Source organism: Tropicimonas sp. IMCC6043 (assembly GCF_004146235.1).
In the GTDB taxonomy this organism is placed as follows: domain Bacteria; phylum Pseudomonadota; class Alphaproteobacteria; order Rhodobacterales; family Rhodobacteraceae; genus Tropicimonas.
This window is the reverse complement of sequence record NZ_SELO01000037.1, coordinates 17017-37264: the sequence shown is the minus strand read 5'-3', so window position 1 is coordinate 37264 and position 20248 is coordinate 17017. Positions and strand designations below refer to the sequence as shown.

Here is a 20248-nt window from a genome sequence, read left to right as displayed (position 1 = left end):
GGGGCTCGCGGCGGCGAAGTATCGGGCCGCTCAAGGAAGCCGGATATACGTCCGCAATTGCGAAACTCGAACCCGACCAGATCAGGCGTTGCAATCAGGCGGGGTCCATATACGTCCACACATGACATCGCCACCGAGGGAATTGGACGTAAATCATAACCGCCGGGCGGATGATCTCGCGGCTGGTCTTGAAGTATTTAAACGAATCAGGATTGGACATCAAGGGAGGCTAGTCGCCCCCCTGCCTCGTCACCGGCCTGGTTCCACTAAAATCCCCTCGGGGCTGGTCCGACGCGTGCGCGCGTGGACCGGGATGATCAGATCGCAGGGCCAGCCCGTTTTCATCGAACAGGTGAATGTCGCTCCAGTCAATCGCAAGATACACAGTGTCATCTGGTTCCGGTCCGTCCTGGCCCTCACTCAACACGAGAAAAGTCCCGGCGCCAGCGATCTCCACATGGAGCAACGACGCTCCACCGGTGTACTCGCTGATCGCCACGCGCCCCGTCAGGACACTCTCTTTCTCGGGCACGACCTTCAAATGTTCCGGACGCATTCCGACCTTCGCCGCGCCTCGGGTGTCAATGCGCGCCCGGCTTAGGTATACCGAGATGTCGTCGGCAGGACATACGTTCATTCTTGGACTGCCGATGAACTGGGCAACGAACAGGTTGTCGGGCCTGGCGTAAAGTTCCTTCGGTGAGCCCACCTGCTCGATCCGGCCGTCTCGCAGCACCACGATGCGATCGGCAAGTGTCATCGCCTCGATCTGGTCATGGGTGACATACACCATGGTATTGCCAAGCCGCTTGTGCAGAGCAGCAATCTCCGCCCGCATGTGGACTCTCAGTTCTGCGTCGAGATTCGAAAGCGGCTCATCGAAAAGAAAAACCTCTGGATGGCCGACGATCGCCCGGCCGATGGCGACGCGCTGCCGTTGTCCACCGGACAACTCCCTGGGATACCGGTCCAGCAAGGCTTCGAGTTGAAGCGTCCTCGCGGCTTCATCGACACGTCGGTCGATCTCGGCAGGTTTTTCTTTTCGGACCTTCAGGCCGAAAGCCATATTCTGCTTCACCGTCAGGTGCGGATAAAGGGCATAGGACTGGAACACCATCGCCACTCCGCGCTTGGCCGCCTGGACTTCGTTCACCCTGCGTTCGCCGATCCAGAGATCCCCGCCGCTGATGTCTTCCAGGCCCGAGATCATCCGCAGAAGTGTGGACTTGCCGCAGCCGGACGGACCGACGAAGACGACGAACTCGCCTTCGTTCACATCAAGGCTCACCCCTCGGATGACTTCCGCCTTGCCGAAGCTCTTGCTGATATTCCTGAGTTTGAGACTGCTCATGTCATGCCTTTCCCGGCCCTGCCGTCGGGTATCAGCCCTTCACGCCGGACATTGCGAAACTTTCGATGATCTGACGCTGCGCGATCAGGTAGACGATCAGGATCGGCAAGACCGCAAGGCTGGTTGCCGCCAGTTGCAGGTGCCACAGCGGCGCGCCGTAGGGGTCCGTGAAGTTGGATAATGCCAAGGGCAAGGTGAAATTCTCCAGGCTGGAAAGGAAGACCAGCGGCTCAAGGAACAGGTTCCAGGAGAACAGGAAGGTGATGATCGCCACGGCCGCCAGCGCCGGACGGGACATCGGCAGGGCGATCTTCCACCAGATCCCAACTCGGGAGAGCCCATCAAGCTTGCCGGCCTCTTCCAGTTCCTTCGGCAGCGCGACGAAGTATTGCCGCATGAGGAATGTTGCCATGACGCCGTGCGGACCGAAGACCGGCAGCAGGATCAGCGGCACATGGGTATCCATGACGCCAAGCCACTTCATCAGGAAGAAGTTCGGAACGATGGTCACTTCCTCCGGCACCATCAAGGCCGAGACGAGGAACAGCATCAGGAGCCCGGCCCCTGCGAAACGTATCCGCGCCAGGGCGTAGCCGGCGAGCGAGGACAGGATCAGAGTGATGACGGTCACGGAACTGGCGATGTAGATCGAGTTGAAATACTGACGCGCGAACGGCTGGTATTCGAAGACTTCGACGAAGTTTCCCCATCGCCAGACCCGGGGGATCAGGCTTGGCTGCCCGAAGATCTCCGTTGCGCTCTTGAAACCCGACGAGACCATCCACAGGAACGGAAACACAAATGGGACAGCCACGACGCCGAGCGAAAGTGCCCAGCAGATGCGCATCAGAATCCTAGACTGCGTCCGTGTCAGTTCCATCACGCGGATCCTTTCTGACGCAGCAACAGCTGCACGATCGTCAGCGAGAGGACGATGACGAACATGATCATGGCCAGTGCCGAGGCGTAGCCGATGTTAAAGAACTCGAAGGCCTGTTCGTAGATGTAATAGGCCAGCACCAGTGTTCCGTTTTCCGGTCCGCCACCAGTCATCAGATAGATGTGATCGAAGACCTTGAACGACCCGATGGTGGTGATCACCATGATAATCAGCGTCGTCGGCGCCAGCAGCGGCCAGGTCACCATTCGGAAGATCTGCCAGCCCGAGGCGCCCTCCAAGCGGGCGGCCTGTTCGTAATCACGCGGAATCGCCTGGAGCGCCGCGATGTAGAGGATCATGTTGAGGCCGACCATCTTGATGACCCGGGTCACGATCACCGCAACCATCGCCCAGTTTGGTTCGCGCAGCCAATTCGGACCGTCGATTCCGACCTGCGCGAGCATCTGGTTGACAGCGCCGGCCTCGCCCTGAAGCAGGAATTTCCACACGATGGCCCAGGCAACGGCAGACGTAATGACCGGTGCGAAGAAGACGGTACGGAAGAAGACCACGCCCTTGCCGGGCCGCGACAGGGAGATGGCAAGGGCCAAAGCAAGTGCCATGTTCATTGGCACCAGTCCTGCGGCAAAGAACACGGAATTGCGGATGACGTGCCAGAAATCCGGGTTCTCAGTCAGTGCATCGGCGTAGTTCGCCAGGCCGACATACGTGGTTTTCTGGCTGAGCAGATTCCACTCGGACAGCGAGTAGAACACGACTGCAATCAACGGCCCCAGGAAGAAAATCAGGAAACCGATCAGGGTGGGGCTTACAAACAGCCACCCCTCGATCGCTTCGCGCCGGCGAAGCGTCAGCCACGGCGCGCGGGATGCGCGCGCCGTGGTGTCGGAATCCGGAAGCGTGCCCATCAGGCCCTCAGAGCTCGCCCTTGATCGCTTCGCAAACCGCATCCAGAGACGCGGCCACGTCGGCATCTGCGCGCCAGAAAGCGTCAAACCGAGGCTTCATGGCGGCATCGATCTGCGGCGACCTCTCATGGCTTGGCAGCACCCGGCCTTCCTCGATCGCGGCACTCACGTTCGCCATCTGCTCTGCCGGGATCAGTGCATTGGCGTTAATGAAGGCTTCGCTATCGAGCACCGACTTGCGCGCGGGCGGGAAGAACTGCGCCATCACCGCCACGTTTTCGGCATTGGTCATGTGCGCGATGAATTCCGCTGCCAGTTCGGGATTCTTGCTTTCAGAGAACACGGCAAGCCCTGCCTGCCCGATGATCGGCGCGGCTCCCGCCGGACCGGTGGGAAGCGGCGCAATCCCCCAGTTGAAGCCCGCCTCCGGCATCTTGGAAGCACGCGAGATCTGATTGATCGTCATCGCCGACCCACCCGAGAAATAGTCGCCCTGCTCACCGGGCGGGACGATCGAACCGTCGGCGAAGACCATCTCATGCAGCATGGTCAGTGCCGCGACCGCTTCGGGCTTGTTGAACCCGCATTCACCATCTTGCCAGGCAAAGCCGCCATAGGCCCGGATCGGCGGCATGATGGCGTGCATGATCCGACTGTCGTAGCCCTGCCCGTCCTTGAACTCGAAGCCATAGGCATCGTTCGCCTCGGACAGCGCCTTGGCCACTTCGCGGAACTTCTCCATGTCCCATTCGCCCTTGGCGGCCAGCGTGAGCGGATCTTCAAGCCCGGCGGCGTCGAACATGTCCTTGTTGAAATAGATCATGAACGGCGACGTCGAAAACGGCACGCCGTAAATGCTGTCGCCCTGTGTCCACAGACCCATTGCAGGCTCCGAGAAATCGGCGACGTCGTAACCCTCGGTACTGGTCAGAGTGGGCGCGAGATCGCGCACCGCTCCGGCAGCGATGAACGTCGGGATCGAGTTCTCGAACATCCAGCCGAGGTCCGGCGGATTGCCGCCCGCCAACTGGAACGTCAGCTTCTGGACGTAGTCGCCCGCCGGTATAGTCTCGTATTTGACCGTCACGCCCGGATGGGTCGCTGTGAAGCTGTCGGCGATACCGTTCAGCATTGCCAGGTGGGCATCATTGCCCGTCCAGACAGTGAAGCGCAGTTCCTGCGCCGCAAGCGGCCCGGACAGCAGGGCTATCATAGCGCCTGCCGTGGAAAGTGTTCTCAGTTTTGTCATTGTTGGTCCTCCCTTACCTTCTTCTGTATTCAAGACGCCCCGTGACCGGCTCTCCCTCAGATCACCCTGGCAATCCTCCGGGGGCGTCGCCGATGCTCCAGCCGCCGTCGACCGGGATCTCCGCCCCCGTGATATAGGAGGCCGCATCGCTGCACAGCATCAGCACCGGTGCCACGCAATCCTCCGGGCGACCGGGTCGACGGGCTGGTATCTTGGCCACGACCGCCTCGCGAAACGCCGTTTCGGCGTAGCGGGCAGCCGTGCGTTGGGTCTCGATCGCTCCGGGCGCGATGGAATTCAGGGTCACGCCCTGCGCCGCCACGTCTCGCGCAATGGAGCGCAGCGCCACCAGTTGCGCGGATTTCAGCGCCGCGTAGACGAGCGTTTCCGATCGCGGTCGCGTCGCCATGATGCTACCGACCCCCACGACCCGCCCCCAGCCACGATCGGCCATGGGCGGCACCAGATGCTGACACAGCGCAAGCAACGCAGTGAAGTTCGCGGCAACATGATCCGCGACAGTCTCGGCTCCGATGTCTTCCCACCGTCCGCGGCGCTCGATCGCGGCATTGGCAATGAGAATGTCGATCCGCCCCCCGGCCAGCACCGCATCCGCGAGTTGGCCAGCAGTATCCGGCCGTGTGAAATCAGCCTCGAAGACTTCGGCGTCTTCGAGAGTGTCGCGAGCACCGGACGGATTTCCGAGGTGATGCAGTACGACCGTCGCACCTTGCTGCGCCAGCCCCCGCGCGAGGGCCCGACCGATCCCCTGATCGGCGCCGGTGACCAGTGCCCGGCGCCCGGCAAGAGGCTGCACGTCGTCAGACATCAGCGCCACCCATATCGCCCGCAACCTCCAGCGACGCGATATCCGCGGCTTCGTAGTGTTTGACGATCATCCGGCCGGCGCGCTCTGGGTCTCCATCGCGGATCGCGTGGAACAGATCCTCGTGGCGCAAGACCGTCGCCCTCCAGTCGTCAAGCGTCCTGCTCGCCCGCTTTGAAAACAGTTCGGACACTTCGCGTTGCACGGACTGCATGCCCTCGACCTGCATCCGGATCATCGTGTTTCCGGTCGCGATCGCCATGCCGAGGTGAAATGCGATATCCGCTTCGGTGAACTTGTCAGGCTGGCCAAGGGTATCGTGCATGTCCTGCACCGCTCGCTGCATCGCCGCGATGCCCTTTTGGTCCCGCCGCTCGGCAGCGAGCCGTGCAATGCCCGCCTCGACAAGCCGGCGCATCTCATTTGCCTCGCGCAGTCGTGTCAGGCTGGATCGCACCGCGTAGCCATAGATCCGGTCCAGCGGTTCGCCGGTCAGCACTTTGGCGCGGGCGACCTTTCCTTGCTGCGTTTGGATCAACCCGATTCCGGACAGGTGCCGCAACGCCTCGCGCGCCACCGGCTTGCTGACGCCGAATTCCTTTGCGATCTCGCCCTCAGACGGCAGCGGGTCCCCTGGCGCGATACTACCGTCGAACAGAGCCGTCGCGATCGCCTCCGAGACCGCGTCGGCCAGCCGCTGCGGCGCGGACAGCTTGGCGGAAAAAACCGGCTTGTCGGTCGAATCGATCATTCAGCAGGCCCCTTGGTCAACGAGATGTCTAACATTCACCCACCAACTTAGCAACTAAGTTTGGTAGTTGCTAAGATAAGGGGCTGTCGCTAAAACGAATGCACTCCCGATCTTGGAAAGGACGTTTGCCTTGACGGAAAGCAGACCGCATCTGATCACCGAGATCATCGCGCATCCGCTGACCCAGCGTCTTCCGGCGCCAACGGAAACGTCGTGGGGCCGCTACGATGCCGTTTCCATCCTGCTGGTCGAAGTACGAACGGACTCCGGGCTGGTCGGCGTCGGTGAATCGCTCGCCCGCTTCGCGCCTGTGGCCTATGCCCGGCTGATCGAAGACGCCCTTCGACCACGAATGGTCGGACAGGACGCTCTTGCCATCACTGCGAATTGGACGCGAATGCGCCGGGCCCTATCCGGTCGCGCCGGCGGCATGCTCATCGAAGCGATCGCAGGTGTGGACATCGCGCTGTGGGACATTGCCGGAAAAGTTGCGGATCTGGCCATCTGGCGACTGTTGCACGGTGAAGCGCGCACGGATGTGCCCGTCTACGCGGCATCGATCAACTGGGGAGGGGACGACGGAAAGGTCGCCGAGTCCATCGCGGCGTTCTCCGAACGCGGCTTCACTCACATCAAGGTGAAGATCGGCGGCCAGGTTCGGCAGGCCTGCGAGCGCATCGCTCTGGTCCGGAAACTGGCCGGCGATGCCATCGAATTGTCGGCCGATGCCAACTGGGCCTATGGGCTCGATGACGCGGTAGAGGTGGGACGCGCGCTTACTGCGAACGGCTACGTCTGGTTCGAGGAGCCGTTGCGCCCTGAAGACGAGGACGGCTACCGCATGCTGCGAAGCCGCTGCGACGTGCCGCTGGCAGCCGGAGAGAGCAACTTCACCCTGGATCAGGCTGCGCCGCTGGTGCGGGATCGGACGCTGTCCTACTTGCAGCCCAACGTGACCCGCGCAGGCGGAATCACCGAAACATTGCGGATGGCGCGACTGGCGGCGAGCCATGACGTCGCTTACGCCCCGCATGTCGGCATGTCGGGGATCATCTGCGAAGCCACGAGCCTGCATCTGTCTGCCGCCCTGCCGAACGCGCGCGTCATGGAATGTCCAGCCACTGCCAACCTGTTCAAGTCCGAACTTGCAGACCTCGCGCCTGGGGCTGACCGTGCCACGGGCGGATTTCTGGCGGTGCCACAGGGACCCGGACTGGGCCTGACGATAGATTGGGATGCCGTGGCCTCCATGGAGGCGCTTGCTCGGGGAGACACCGCATGACCGGAGCTCACATCGCACCGCCGCTTTCGGCGCACGACATTCGGATCACCGACGTGATCGCGCACCCGCTGACCCAGCGCCTGCCGCAACCGACCATAACCTCCTGGGGACAGTACAACGAGGTTTCCATTGTCCTCGTCGAGGTGCGAACCGATGCCGGGATCACCGGCATAGGTGAATCCCTGGCCCGCTTTGCGCCCCGCGCCTATGCGAATCTGATCGAGACAGCGCTGAGGCCCCGCCTTCTGGGCCAGCCCGCCGGATCGATCGCGGCCCACTGGCACTCCATGCGCCGCGCGCTGTCGGGACGGGCGGGAGGCATGCTGCTCGAAGCCATGGCCGGGATCGACATTGCGCTTTGGGATATTCACGGCAAGGCGGCCGGCATGCCGATCGCAGCGCTCCTTGGAGGCATCGGTCGAACCGAGATCGACGTTTACGCGGCCGCCGTCAACTGGCGAGCTGATGCCGAAATGGAAAGCGAACTCGATGCGTTGCTGGAACAGGGGTTTTCCCGGATCAAGGTGAAGGTGGCCCGTCCCGTCGCAGACGCCTGCCGCCGCATCGAGTTGATGCGCAAGCGCGCCGGCGACCGGACCGGCCTTTGCGTCGACGCCAACTGGGCCTACGGGCTGGACGAGGCGGTCGAGGTTGGAAGCGCCCTGGCGGCGAACGGCTATTTCTGGTTCGAGGAACCGCTCGAGCCGGAGAATGAGCAAGGCTACGAGGAACTGCGCAAGCGCTGCGACGTGCCTCTTGCCGCCGGAGAAAGCAATTACACGCTGGATCAGGCGAAACGACTGGTGACCAACCGAACATTGTCGATCCTGCAACCGGACGTGGCCAGGTCAGGTGGCATCACCGAAACCCGGCGCATGGCCGATTTCGCTTTCGCGCATGACGTTGAATACGCACCGCATATCGGGATGTCCGGAATCGTCTGCGAGACGGCGTCGGTCCACCTGTCGGCAGCACTTCCGAACTTCCGCGTAATGGAATGCGAAGGTGATCGCAGCCCATTCAAAACGCAACTGGCGGACCTCGCCCCGGGATGCCTGCGGCAGAGAAATGGGCGGCTGGACGTACCCACGCGGCCCGGATTGGGGCTGACCATCAATTGGGATGCGGTGAACCGTCTTCGCAGCCCAAAATGAATGACGGGAAGGAAACCGGACCATTGACCAATGCCCCTGCCTTTGACGACATGGAAACCGCGATGCTGCGCGCGCTGCGCCTTGCTGACCCTGCGCTCAGCCGCTTCGATCCGATGCGGCGCATCATCTCCCATGACGACTTCGCGCGCGGGCATTGCGGCTGGTCGCAGCTCGTCGGGAACTACGAGGACACGCTGGACACGATGCTTCCCGGCTATGCACAGCACACCAGTGCGATGCTCTCGACGCTCGGCCACTGGGATGCCGGCTCTCACGGCGGCGTGGACAGTTCCTATGCGCTCAAGATCGCGACGCGCCCACGCCCCGGCGCACAGAACGTGGCCATCAAGCGATTGACTATGCGCGAACGCTGCCCGATACGGTTCGAAGCCTTTGTCACCTTCAAACCCGAAGCGACCGAGTTGAAGCTGAGCGAAGCCGACGTCCGTTCTTTCGGCTTCCTCTTCGACCTTCAGGGGGGCGACGAGGATGGCCCGATCGACCGGGTGATGCCGCACATGCGTTTTCTGAACGCGGCGGACGGCAAACACCTCCAGAAGTGGCAGTTCAAGCCGGAGACGACGAAATTCACCGCTATCGGCGACAGTGACAAGACAGCCAGCCACTACCACCTTGCCCCGGATGGCTGGAAGGATCTGCCGGGGGGCGCACAGAGACTCTGCTACAACGAGATCGCCACCAAGGTGAACTGGACCTACCTTCGGTTCGACTTTGACCTAGCGGAAATGAAGGCACTGTCCTTCCGCTGCAACGACCGCGAGTTCGACATGTCCGGGTTCGAGCCGATCCGAATCCCGGCGATGAAGAATCTCTGGTGCATGTTGAACGTCTGCCTGTTCGCCGAAACCGATGTCGCCAAGCGCGCGTTTCTCTATGTCGATTCCGTCTGTATCTCGGGGGATTTCTGATGCTGTCAGAGAACTTTACGGCCATCCTTGCGCGAAACGAGGACTGGAGCGCAGTCGCAACGACAGAACCATACGAGGCTGGTTGGGCCCGAGAGGCGGTAATCTTCGTGCGCACATTGAAGGAGCCGCAGGGACCGCAGCCCAAGGCCATCGTCGAACTATCGCCAGACGGCATTCGCTGGCTGCCGGAAGGAAGCCTCCTGCAGTTGCCGGAAACCAAGGACGGCATCGCAATGGCACGCATTGCGCATTTCGGCAACTGGCTGCGGCTGCGTGCCGTGTTCGACGACGGTGCATCAAGCACAGTGATTGTGACACTGCACCTAAAGTCCTAGGTGCTCAGTCCCGGCATCTGGTGGATCGGATCGACGATGAATCTGTCTGGCTCTGAAGTCCAGATCTTGCAGATGTATTCGTATGGCGTCGGCGCGTTTCATGCGGATCTCGGAGGCGAACATCGGTCCGAACCTGTTCCACCAGAACCGAACGGATTCATGGCTGATGTCGATGCCGCGCTCGTGCAGCAGATCCTCGACATTCCTGAGCGACAAAGGGAAGCGCATGTAGAGCATCTCCGCCAAACAGATGATCTCAGGGCTGGTCTTGAAGTATTTGAACGGGTCGCGTTTCGTCATCCGGGGACGCTACTCAGCCCCCTGCCCCATCTCAAGCCACGTTCTTCTGACACCACCTCCCAGGCAAATGTATTAGAACTGGGGCTATCGAATTGGATTGCACAGAAAGCCGTGAAGCGGAGGTCAAGCAAGTACGCCGACCAGTCCTACGGCGGCATATTCAGTTGGAGTTCTTCCGGTCCATTTCCGGAAAGCCCGCCGGAAGCTGTTCACCTCCCGGTACCCCAACGCGTAGGCGATTTCTTGGACTGAATGGTCCGTTTCTTCGAGCAGCATCGCGGCCCGGTCCATCTGGAAGGCGATGAGGATGTCACGGAATCTGTATCCCTCTGACGCGAGATGCCGTTGAAGAGTTCGCCTGCCGAGGCCGAGCCATTTCGCGACCGCTTCCTCCGAGACGTCACCTGTCGAGGCCAGAATGCTCAAGGTATCCCGAACGGTCTCGGCCAGACTCCTCGGCGGACGGTTCCGGACCATCGCCCTGAGGTCCCGGTAGACGGTTGCAGTTCGCGCATCTCTCGGGGACAGGTTGAGAGCGCGCAGAACGTCCCCGGGAATGGCTACGCCGGGAAGAGATGCGCCCCACCGGATGGGGGCTCCAAGGCTGGATTCGAGTGTCGGGTCGCTTGGGACGTCTCCGGGAAGTTCGATCCACTCCGGCAGCCAGCCCGGGCCCGCGTAGTGGCGCACGAAATCAATGAGCAGGACAACGGTACCTTCGTCGATATGTCGTGCCCCGATTACCGAACCGATGCCGGAACGGAATTGGAGGATCAGGTAATCCCCATCGTCTCGCAGCTCTGCAGAGGAGCCGGACTGGAGAAACCTGAGCGCGCGAATTCCGCGTACAAGGGCCATATCGAGGCGCGGAGCGTCGAGCACGTATTTTGCATAAAGATCCAGCCCTTCGTATCCGTATTGGCTGGTCACAAACGGCGCAAAATGCCTTTCACCGGTCCGGCGCGCGATGTTTTCGGCGAACTCCGCCTGAAGGGCGTAGGGAATGAAGACGGGTGGGCCCTCGAAAATCCGGCGGCTCAAGCCCGCGGATCTCAGCGCTCCCTCCACCACACGTGGTGACAGCAACTCGTCGGTGGCCTCAAGAACAGGTTTCCATGCGCGGACATTTTGAAGCGGGGCGGGCATGGCAGGGAGTTTGTCGCAAAGTGATCACTCGGTCCCTGATATAAATCAAGCACTTGGATGAGGGGAGGGGAAAATGGCCAACCGTTGGTGGATCGCACGCATTGCCGGAGCCTCGACCGCTGCATTTCTTGTGGCAACGCAGGTAGTTGCTCAGTCTCAATGGGAGTTCACCGTTGCGCCTTATGGTTGGCTCGCAGGATTGGACGGGAACCTCGGAACACTACCCGGGCTTCCTTCGGAGGAGGTTTCGCTGTCGTTCGGCGAGATCGTGGAAGATCTCGACTACGGTCTGTTTCTCTTTGCCAGTGCTCGCAACGGCCCCTGGGTGATCTACTTCGATGGATCTACCGTGCAGACGACGTCAAACGAGAGTGTCGGGGGCCCGATCGTGGACAGCATCGAGGTCGTGAGCCGCACGTCGAACCTCGCGCTCGCCGCCGGCCGCACGCTAGCCCGGAACGACGTATCCAACCTCGACGTCTATATCGGTGCGCGGGCTTGGTGGCTCGACAACGAGATCACCGCGAAGACGCAGGCGGCAACGGGCCTCGGAAAGATCAAGAAATCCAGCGATGCCAACTGGGTTGATCCGCTGATCGGCATTGCCGGGCAGTATTCGGCGTCAGATCGCTGGAACCTCTACGGAAGTGCGGAGATCGGTGGATTCGGTGTCGGCGCCGACCGTGAGTGGAGCCTGATGGCCGGTGCCACCTATGCTGTCAACGAACGGCTCGGACTGACCTTTGGCTGGCGATACCTCGCCGTCGACTACGAGGAGGATGGCATCGTCTTCGATGTGACGCAAAGCGGTCCGCTGCTTGGGGCGACGTTCAGATTCTGAGCCAGCACACCACAACACCCTAAAATTCTGGTGTCCAGAAGGAACAAATACTTCGGAGGGAACAAGACATGAAACGAGCAACCATCAAAGCAGTTCTACTATCGGGAACAGCCTTGTTCGTTTGCCAGGAAGCGGCCGCACAGGAGCTCGTCGGTCTGGCGCCCGATCCGGACGTTGAGTACTCGCCCTACATCACCCACGACTATCCAAACCAGGTTTTCTTCGGCGATACGCACCTGCACACGGCCTATTCCGCCGATGCGGGTCTCGTCGGTGCTACGACCTCGCCTGACGATGCCTATCGTTTCGCAAAAGGTGAGACCGTGACCTCGTCGAACGGGCTGGAGGCGCGGCTGCAGCGGCCGCTCGACTTCCTGGTCGTTGCAGACCATGCCGAAAATCTAGGGCTTTACATTGCTCTCGATGAAGAGAACGAGGAGGTTCTGGCCAACGACTGGGGCCGGGGACTCTATGAGGTGTTCGCCCCGAGAACCGATCGGGCCATGGCGGAAGCCTATCTCTACTGGGCCGGCGCTTTTGCTTTCGCAGAGGAGGGGGCCGGCGACCCGCTCGCCGATACATCCCTGCAGCAGACGATGTGGCAGCGGGTTACTGAGGCAGCAGAGCGCCACAACCAGCCCGGCGCGTTCTCTGCATTTATCGGCTTTGAATGGTCGACCGCACCAGACGGCAACAACCTTCACCGCGTTATCATGATGCGCGATGGCAAGGACGAAGCCGATACGGTCGTGCCCTTCAGTTCCTACGACAGTGAAGATCCCGAGGACCTGTGGGACTGGATGGAACGCTACGAGGAGGCGACCGGCGGGCAGTTGCTGGCGATCCCCCATAACGGCAACCTGTCAAACGGCCTTATGTTCGATGACGAGACATTCGACGGAGATCCGCTCGACGCTGCCTATGCCGAACGCCGGATGCAATGGGAGCCCGTTTACGAGGTTACCCAGATGAAGGGGGATGGCGAGGCGCACCCGATGCTGTCGCCCGAAGATGCGTTTGCGGATTATGGCACCTGGGACACCGGAAGCTTCGGTCCCGAGCTCAAGACGCCGGAGATGCTGCCCCGCGAGTACGCGCGCGAAGCCTTGAAGCGCGGCCTCGCCTATGAGGACGCCCTCGGTGCCAACCCGTTCAAGTTTGGAATGATCGGCTCGACGGATTCCCACACGGCCCTGGCGACTACCACCGAGGACAACTTCTTCGGCAAGGTCTCGATGGTGGAACCGACCGCCGATCCGGTGCGGTTCGAGGAACAAATCACCGGACGGGCCACTCCCGATGACCCGTCTGACGACATCGTGCATGCCCAGGCACTTGCCGCCGGCCTCGCCGCCGTCTGGGCCCGTGAGAACACGCGCGAGTCAATCTGGGACGCCTTCGCCCGCAAGGAGGTCTTCGCAACCACCGGGACACGCATCCGCGTGCGCGTGTTTGCCGGCACCGACTTCGTTGCGGAAGATCTCGAACGTTCGGATTTCGCGGCTCACGGCTACAAGGCGGGCGTGCCGATGGGAGGCGACCTGTCGGGTCTCTCTGACGCTCCGAAGCTACTGATCCGCGCATTGCGGGACCCGGATGGCGCCAATCTCGACCGCGTGCAAGTCGTCAAGGGCTGGGTCGACGCCAACGGCGAAACGCAGGAGCGGGTCTATGACGTCGCCTGCTCGGATGGGCGCGCGATTGTCGAAGGGGAATGCGACGGACCCGTCGGGAATACCGTAGACATCGCCTCAGCGACCTATTCGAACAGCATCGGGGAACCGTTCCTGGAAGCGTTCTGGGTGGACCCTGAATTCGATCCAACACTGCGCGCATTCTACTACGTTCGTGTGCTCGAAATCCCGACCCCGCGTTGGACGACCTATGATGCGGCGTATTTCGGTATCGCTCTGCCAGAAGGGATCGAGCCAACCCACCAGGAACGCGCCTACACATCGCCGATCTGGGTAAAGCCCGCGTCCTGACCGCGGCGCAGAACCCATTCGTCTACAGTAAAGGGAGGAGAAAATGGCAAGTCCTTACAAGAAGCTTATAGCGATCCTCATGGTAGCCGCACTGGCTGGCCTGACCCTGTCCGGGCCGGCAGAGGCCAACCGCAAGCGCGCACATAACACCATGACGGGCGCCCTCGTCGGGACAGGTGTCGGGTATCTGGTTGGCGGAAAGAATGGTGCATCTGCGGGTGCCGTCGTTGGCGCGATCGCCGGATACACGAAGTGACGTGCCGCGCGCGGTACAACCCGTTTCGAGACTTCAGCCGAGGGAGGACCAAAATGTTTCTGTCCCCAAGACTATCTGTAGTAATTGCCGGCTGTGCGATGGCGCTTGGCGGCGAGGCCTTTGCCGACGAAGAAATGGACCGCATCCTGGATGAGGCCATGCCCTACATGCACCACAGCTGCGAGAGCGTGATCGCCAACTACGGCGAGGACGAGGAGAAGGTCGCCGAGATTGTCCGCCTGATTGCGGAGGTCTCGCTCTTCAACCGGGAAATCAACGTCGAGGAGGCGGTTCCCGACGCGGCCGAGCGCGACGGGCTCAAGGACAAGTTCGTCGCGGCGCTGGAGGATACCTGCGAAACCGATCCGGATGCCCTGCTTGCCGGAGCCGTCGACATGGCGGTCAAGGACGCCCTGGACTGAAGCGGAGAGAAGGAGAGGAGGAACCGACGATGTCAGTCTATTCCAGAATGCCGGTGTCCGTCGCGGTCGCGGTGCTTTGCCTTGCGGGCCCCATAGCCCCGCCAACAGCCACGGCGCAAACCGCGCAATTCACACCGCAATATTGCGATGCCTACGCGCGAGACCGCGCCAATCGAAAATCCGGCGGTGTGGTCGGGGGCGCGGTAGCCGGCGCGGCAGCAGGCACGGCCATCGGCCATGTCGTCGATGGAAAGCTGAGTTCCCGCAAGAAGGGCGCGGCGATCGGCGCCGTAGTGGGCGGTGCGGCTGGCGCCGCTGACCGCAACAACCTCTACAACAAATACTACCACGGATGCCTGAACGGCGTGATCTACCAGTGATCACGGCACGCTGGCACCAGCCGGAAAGGATGGACCATGAAAACCAGATATCTCGCGGGCACGATCGCTGCCGCGCTTCTGTGTGTCTCCGGGGGCAGCGCCATTGCGCAGAATGCCGACGGAGACGGCATCTGGCAGGTGGGAGAGTTCACCTGTCGTGACCTGCTGATGCGAGGTGGCGAGGAGCGCGATTTCGTACTTGTCTTCATGCACGGCTTCATTAGCGGAAAGAAGGGCGAAATGACGTTCGACACGGAGGCCCTGACGGAAGCGACGGATGCCGCCATCGACTCCTGCATCGGCAACCCGGATCAACCGCTTCTGGCTGCATTCGAGGCGGCGCGTAGTTGATGCGCGGTGCCTGTGCGTGCGTAGCCTGAAGGAGAACAACGCGTTTCTGGATCGGGTGACACTGGCTTGTCCGATATTCAGGAAGGTTGGGGCGCCGGGGAGTACCTCGTGCCGGCGTCCCGACAAGTTGGCGAAGGCAGTGTAATCTGATTTCCACACAGGGCCGATGTTCGCCCGAGGAACGTGGGATCTCGAGTTGGAAAGGAGGACGATCATGACTGCAAAAGGCGCGCTGATGCTTGTTGTTTCCATCGCCCTGGCCGCGTCGACCGCGCCGGGGATGGCCGACAGCAAGAAGCCCGACAAGATCTACAAGGTGCCGCCTGGCAAGGCCGCCGGAGTGCCCCCGGGCCTGGCCAAGAAACCCGGCGGAATGCCTCCGGGACAGTACAAGAAACTCTATCGCAAAGGGGAGCAACTCCCCAGCGGCTACCAGTGGATCACCGATTACGACCATTGGCGCCTGCCGACACTGCTGCCCGGCCAAGGGTATGTGCGCTACGACAACGAGGTCTACCGGGTCGCCCGCGATACAGCCGTAGTGCTCGAGGCCATCGGGATCGTCTCGGACCTCATGCGTTGAGGCCGTGAGAGCCAAGCGCTGCGCGCGGTGTGGGTTCAGGTGCCGGCCTGCAACCGGAACCTGATCCAACAGGACGGATAGATGGCGGACGAAAGTGACGCCATAAATGGGAGGAGGAAATGTCCAGATCACGACTGTTAGGTGCCGTCATTGCTGTCACCACTGCAGCGGTCAGTTCCGATACGGCAAACGCACAGAGCACATCGGACAACTTGCAGGCGTTTCTCGATACGCGGGAGATCCCGATAACCATCGACAACTTCGTGCGTGCCGCCAGCGAGATCGAGTTCAGCAAGTATCTTGCGCTGTCCGGGGGCGTGAACACGTTCTTTCACAGCCGCACGCCCACGCCGGTCGAGCATCAGCCGACGATCCGGATGAACCGCGACACGCTTTACAGCATGGCGGTAATCGACATCAGCGAGGGCGCGACGCTCGTCCTGCCGGAAACCGGCGAGCGATACATCTCGGCGCAGATCGTCAACCAGGATCACTACATGAATGACGTCTTTGTCGGCGGCGGCAGCTACACGCTCGACATGGAGACGTTCGACACGCCCTATGTCCTGGTGATCATCCGAACGCTTGTCGATGCCGCCGATCCTGACGATGTCGCGGAAGTCAACGCCTTGCAGGATGCGATCGCCCTCGACGCCGGGTCGTCGAAGCCCTTTGTGCTTCCGAATTACGACGAGGAAAGCTTCGAGGCTGTCCTGAAAGCGGCAATCGAGCTTGGCCGTTACACCCCGGACAGTTCCCGAACATTTGGGTCCAGGGGCGAGGTTGACCCCGTGCGGTATTTCCTCGGCGCAGCCGTGGGCTGGGGTGGCCTGCCGGAAGCGCAGGCTTTGTACCTCAATATCGAACCCGGCCTGCCAGTGGGGACGTACAAGATCGAGGTTCCCGCCGACGTGCCCGTCGACGCGTTCTGGTCTGTCAGTCTCTACAATTCTGACGGATTCTTCGAGCCGAACGCGCTCGGCGCCTACAACATCAACAGTGTCACGGGCACGCGCAATGACGACGGCTCGATGACCGTCCATCTCGGCGGCTGCGATGATGGGCGAGCCAACTGCCTGCCGATCATGGATGGGTGGAACTACACGGTCCGGCTCTACGAGCCCGGTGCGGACGTGCTCGACGGACGCTGGACGTTTCCAAGCGTGGAACCGGTGAAATGACCGGACGCCCCGCGCTTGCCCCAATCTTGCAAAATCCGGAGATCGGCATCGCCGGTCTCCGCTTCTCAAAAAAGGATGCCCTGCCATGCGTATCTCTGCGAACCTGAAATCATTCGGTGTCGTCGCAACCGTGCTTTCATTCACCCTGGTGCCCGCGGCTTCCGCGGGGACGGTGCAGAACCAGTTCGACGAAATTATCGCGGGACGGGAAATTCCCGTCACGGTCGACAATTTCGTGCGCGCCGTCACGGACAGGGAATTCGCCAAGTATCTCGACTTCATCGGTGGCGTGAACACGATGTTCCACATCCGGGAACCCACGCCGATCGACCAGCAACCGACGATCCGGATGAACCGCGACACGCTCTACAGCACGGCTGTCGTCGATATCAGCGAAGGCGCAACCCTGATCATTCCCGACACCGGCGATCGCTATATTTCGGCCCAGGTCGTCAACCAGGACCACTTCATGAACGAGGTGTTTGTCGGCGGTGGTACCTACACGCTCGACATGGAGACGTTCGAAACGCCCTACGTCGCCATCCTGTTCCGAACGCTCGTCGATTCCTCGGACCCTGATGACGTGGCCGCCGTCAACGCGCTCCAGGACCAGATCATGATAGAGGCCGCGTCCGCAAAGCCCTTCATCTTGCCCAACTATGACGACGAGAGCTTCGAGGCGGTCTTTGCCGCCGCGCTCGAACTCAGCCGCCATATGGGGGATTCGAGCCGCACCTTCGGCCGGAAAGGCGAAGTCGATCCCGTGCGTTATTTCCTCGGCTCCGCTTTCGGTTGGGGCGGCTTGCCCGAAGAACAGGCGTATTACCTGAATGTGGATCCGAGTTTGCCTGTTGGCGAGTACAAGATCGAGGTTCCGGCCGACGTTCCCGTCGACGCGTTCTGGTCGGTCAGTCTCTACAATGCCGAAGGCCGGTACGAGAAGAACGATCTCGGCGTCTACAACATCAACAGCGTCACGGGCATACGCAACGACGACGGCTCGATGACGGTCAATCTCGGTGGCTGTGAGGACGGACGGGTGAACTGCATCCCGATCATGGAGGGCTGGAACTATGCCGTGCGCCTATATCAGCCGCGCCCGGAAATCCTCGACGGAAGCTGGGATTTCCCAACGGCAGAGCCGGCGAATTGAGGGCCCTGGCAAAGGCCATCTGATGATGGATCCCTCGCTCAAGAGCCAGCGCCCTGGTGTTTGGTGAGGGGCTTGTCGACATAATTTGGACGTGTGCGATCTGGCTACGCCGTCGTATCCGCGGCTAACGTGCAGATTAATGGGAGGATCACAACCATGTTTTCCGGTGCAAGGACCATCGGTTTCGCGATCGTGCTGACTGGCGCTCTGGGGGCAAGTGCCACGGCACAGGAGAAGCCTCGTCTGATCCTGCAGATCACGGTGGACCAGCTTCGGGGCGATCTTCCCACGCGCTACGCCGATCGTCTCGGCGAGGGCGGCTTCCGATTCCTTCTCGAAGACGGTATCCACTACACCAACGCCCATCACGCGCATGCCAATACCGAAACGGTCGTCGGTCACACGACACTGGCGACGGGCGCCAATCCCGCCGCCCATGGCATGGTTGGCAACCTCTGGTTTGACCGAACCCTTGGCCGAACGGTCTACAATATCGAAGACCCGGATTACACCATGCTGACCGGCGGTGCGGGTGTCGATGCGGACACGGAAATCGACCCGACGCAGAAAGCGGCCGCAAGCGACGGCCGATCGCCGCGAACAATCCTGACGACCACCTTCGGGGACGAATTGTCGGTGGAAACCGCGGGCGCTGCCAAGGTCTTCGGCGTCTCGATCAAGGATCGGGGCGCGGTGGCGATGGCCGGCCATAGCGGCAAGGCCTTCTGGTTCTCGAAATCCGCAGGCCAGTTCGTGACAAGCTCATACTATTACGACGAATATCCCGACTGGGTCGCCGAGTGGAATGCGAAGGGCTTGCCCCAAGGCTACGGCGATACCTCCTGGGAATTGCTGCATCCGATCGAGACCTACATGTTCGGTGATCGCGACGACCAGGAATGGGAGTCCGAATTCGCGGGCTTCGGGAGAACCTTCCCGCATCCGCTCGGTCCGTCAGACGGCAAATACTTCACGACGCTTTTGACCCTCAGCCCGGCGGGTGACCAGATTTCGGCGGATTTTGCCAAGACGCTGATCGAAAGGGAGGGGCTCGGCGACGACAAGATCACCGATTTCCTCGGCGTCAGTTTTTCGGTCACCGATTACGTCGGCCATTTCTTCGGTCCGTCCAGTCTGGAGTCCGAAGACAATCTGCTTCAACTCGACCGGACGCTGGCCGACCTCTTTGCCTTCATCGACTGGGAAATCGGTCTGGACCGCACCCTGATCGTCCTCTCCGCAGATCACGGCGCGCCCGAAGCTCCGGGGTTCCTGGAAGAAATCGGTGGCCTGGGTGGGTACGTGTCGCCCGACGCGTGGGAAACTGAAGCCGCCATTGCCCGGATCAAGGAGCGCTTTGGCCTCTCCGGCCCGCTGATCCAGGGGTACGATCATCCTTATCTCAACCTGGCTGATGAGGTTCGGGTAAATCAAGACATCGACCGGGCGGCCCTGGAAACCGCAATCGCCGAAGAACTTGTCGGTTTCGACGGCGTTGCCTTTGCGCTTCCGAGTTCGCGTCTTCGGGAGGCCTCTCTGCCTGAAAACGCCCTGACAAGGGCGGTTTTGAACAACTACCACCCGGACCGCTCTGGCGACATCTACATTGTGTTCAAGCCGGGCTGGTTCATCAATGACATGGACGGCCTTTCGGCGACCGTCACGCACGGCTCACCCTGGCGATACGACACTTTCGTTCCCATCATCTTCGCCGGTTTTGGCATCGAGCCACAAACCGTGTCGCGGCGGGTTCACACCATCGATGTGGCTCTCACGCTTGCGACCATTGCCGGAACGCCTCCTCCCTCCGGCGCAGCCGGCGAGGTCCTGTTCGAAGTGTTGGGAGAGTAGGATCAAAAATCTGGACCCATCTACCTGCACGTTGCGCCGCCCTCCACCCCAACTGCGGCGACAGGCTCTGTTTTCAATGCAGCGGTCTTCTGCAATAGCTTCGCTGCCCGCAG

21 protein-coding genes and 1 pseudogene are annotated in these 20248 nt (G+C 61.3%); 14 read left to right on the top strand and 8 right to left on the bottom strand.

Annotation, left to right across the window (positions count from 1 at the left end):
• Positions 1-229: 229 nt before the first annotated feature.
• The 6 genes from EU800_RS21245 to EU800_RS21220 all read right to left on the bottom strand — a co-directional run bounded on the left by EU800_RS21245 (position 230) and on the right by EU800_RS21220 (position 5986).
• The gene (locus tag EU800_RS21245; protein ID WP_129635510.1) at positions 230-1351 is read right to left on the bottom strand and encodes an ABC transporter ATP-binding protein; all 1122 of its coding nucleotides are present in this window, start codon (positions 1349-1351) and stop codon (positions 230-232) included.
• A gap of 31 nt (positions 1352-1382) precedes the next feature.
• Positions 1383-2231, bottom strand: a complete 849-nt coding sequence (locus EU800_RS21240; protein WP_207209954.1) for a carbohydrate ABC transporter permease — start codon at positions 2229-2231, stop codon at positions 1383-1385.
• On the bottom strand, positions 2231-3160 hold the full coding sequence (locus EU800_RS21235; RefSeq protein WP_129635508.1) for a carbohydrate ABC transporter permease: 930 nt from the start codon (positions 3158-3160) through the stop codon (positions 2231-2233). Before EU800_RS21235 ends, EU800_RS21240 begins: the two co-directional genes overlap by 1 nt.
• Before the next feature lie 7 nt (positions 3161-3167).
• A complete protein-coding gene (locus EU800_RS21230; RefSeq protein ID WP_129635506.1) occupies positions 3168-4409 on the bottom strand; it encodes a sugar ABC transporter substrate-binding protein in 1242 nt (413 codons plus the stop codon).
• A gap of 61 nt (positions 4410-4470) precedes the next feature.
• Complete coding sequence (locus tag EU800_RS21225) at positions 4471-5238, bottom strand: SDR family NAD(P)-dependent oxidoreductase (protein WP_129635504.1); 768 nt, start codon at positions 5236-5238, stop codon at positions 4471-4473.
• The gene (locus tag EU800_RS21220) at positions 5231-5986 is read right to left on the bottom strand and encodes a FadR/GntR family transcriptional regulator (RefSeq protein ID WP_129635502.1); all 756 of its coding nucleotides are present in this window, start codon (positions 5984-5986) and stop codon (positions 5231-5233) included. The genes EU800_RS21225 and EU800_RS21220 overlap by 8 nt, the downstream gene beginning before the upstream one ends.
• A gap of 112 nt (positions 5987-6098) precedes the next feature.
• Here EU800_RS21220 and EU800_RS21215 point away from each other — a divergent pair, with 112 nt between their 5' ends.
• The 4 genes from EU800_RS21215 to EU800_RS21200 are packed head-to-tail and all read left to right on the top strand — an operon-like array spanning position 6099 to position 9686.
• Positions 6099-7268, top strand: coding sequence for a mandelate racemase/muconate lactonizing enzyme family protein (locus tag EU800_RS21215; protein WP_207209953.1), 1170 nt, complete (start codon positions 6099-6101; stop codon positions 7266-7268).
• Complete coding sequence (locus EU800_RS21210) at positions 7265-8422, top strand: mandelate racemase/muconate lactonizing enzyme family protein (protein WP_129635499.1); 1158 nt, start codon at positions 7265-7267, stop codon at positions 8420-8422. The genes EU800_RS21215 and EU800_RS21210 overlap by 4 nt, the downstream gene beginning before the upstream one ends.
• Positions 8423-8445: 23 nt before the next feature.
• A complete protein-coding gene (locus EU800_RS21205; RefSeq protein ID WP_207209952.1) occupies positions 8446-9351 on the top strand; it encodes a DUF6772 family protein in 906 nt (301 codons plus the stop codon).
• A complete protein-coding gene (locus EU800_RS21200) occupies positions 9351-9686 on the top strand; it encodes a hypothetical protein (protein ID WP_129635497.1) in 336 nt (111 codons plus the stop codon). The genes EU800_RS21205 and EU800_RS21200 overlap by 1 nt, the downstream gene beginning before the upstream one ends.
• A gap of 72 nt (positions 9687-9758) precedes the next feature.
• Here EU800_RS21200 and EU800_RS29145 read toward each other — a convergent pair.
• Positions 9759-9986: pseudogene (locus tag EU800_RS29145) on the bottom strand (IS6 family transposase); the annotation flags it as partial.
• Between the two features lie 123 nt (positions 9987-10109).
• Positions 10110-11132, bottom strand: a complete 1023-nt coding sequence (locus EU800_RS21190; protein ID WP_129635495.1) for an AraC family transcriptional regulator — start codon at positions 11130-11132, stop codon at positions 10110-10112.
• 73 nt (positions 11133-11205) lie between these two features.
• Between EU800_RS21190 and EU800_RS21185 the strand changes: the two genes are divergently transcribed.
• The 10 genes from EU800_RS21185 (at position 11206) to EU800_RS21140 (ending at position 20135) form a co-directional block, all read left to right on the top strand.
• On the top strand, positions 11206-11973 hold the full coding sequence (locus EU800_RS21185) for a hypothetical protein (protein WP_129635493.1): 768 nt from the start codon (positions 11206-11208) through the stop codon (positions 11971-11973).
• A gap of 68 nt (positions 11974-12041) precedes the next feature.
• Positions 12042-13958 (top strand): DUF3604 domain-containing protein, encoded by a 1917-nt coding sequence (locus EU800_RS21180; RefSeq protein WP_129635491.1) that lies wholly within the window; start codon positions 12042-12044, stop codon positions 13956-13958.
• Between the two features lie 43 nt (positions 13959-14001).
• Positions 14002-14214, top strand: coding sequence for a hypothetical protein (locus EU800_RS21175; protein ID WP_129635489.1), 213 nt, complete (start codon positions 14002-14004; stop codon positions 14212-14214).
• 53 nt (positions 14215-14267) lie between these two features.
• Positions 14268-14636 (top strand): hypothetical protein, encoded by a 369-nt coding sequence (locus EU800_RS21170; protein ID WP_129635487.1) that lies wholly within the window; start codon positions 14268-14270, stop codon positions 14634-14636.
• A 29-nt stretch (positions 14637-14665) separates the two neighbouring features.
• The gene (locus EU800_RS21165; RefSeq protein WP_129635485.1) at positions 14666-15016 is read left to right on the top strand and encodes a YMGG-like glycine zipper-containing protein; all 351 of its coding nucleotides are present in this window, start codon (positions 14666-14668) and stop codon (positions 15014-15016) included.
• Positions 15017-15052: 36 nt separating this feature from the next.
• Positions 15053-15367, top strand: coding sequence for an HdeA/HdeB family chaperone (locus tag EU800_RS21160; protein ID WP_129635483.1), 315 nt, complete (start codon positions 15053-15055; stop codon positions 15365-15367).
• Between the two features lie 214 nt (positions 15368-15581).
• Positions 15582-15950 (top strand): hypothetical protein, encoded by a 369-nt coding sequence (locus tag EU800_RS21155; RefSeq protein ID WP_129635481.1) that lies wholly within the window; start codon positions 15582-15584, stop codon positions 15948-15950.
• Between the two features lie 119 nt (positions 15951-16069).
• On the top strand, positions 16070-17131 hold the full coding sequence (locus EU800_RS21150) for a DUF1214 domain-containing protein (protein WP_129635479.1): 1062 nt from the start codon (positions 16070-16072) through the stop codon (positions 17129-17131).
• Positions 17132-17216: 85 nt separating this feature from the next.
• Positions 17217-18284 carry a DUF1214 domain-containing protein gene (locus tag EU800_RS21145; protein WP_129635477.1) on the top strand — a complete coding sequence of 356 codons (1068 nt, stop codon included), beginning with the start codon at positions 17217-17219 and terminating at the stop codon, positions 18282-18284.
• A 156-nt stretch (positions 18285-18440) separates the two neighbouring features.
• Positions 18441-20135, top strand: a complete 1695-nt coding sequence (locus EU800_RS21140) for an alkaline phosphatase family protein (protein WP_129635475.1) — start codon at positions 18441-18443, stop codon at positions 20133-20135.
• The last annotated feature ends 113 nt before the right edge of the window (positions 20136-20248 follow it).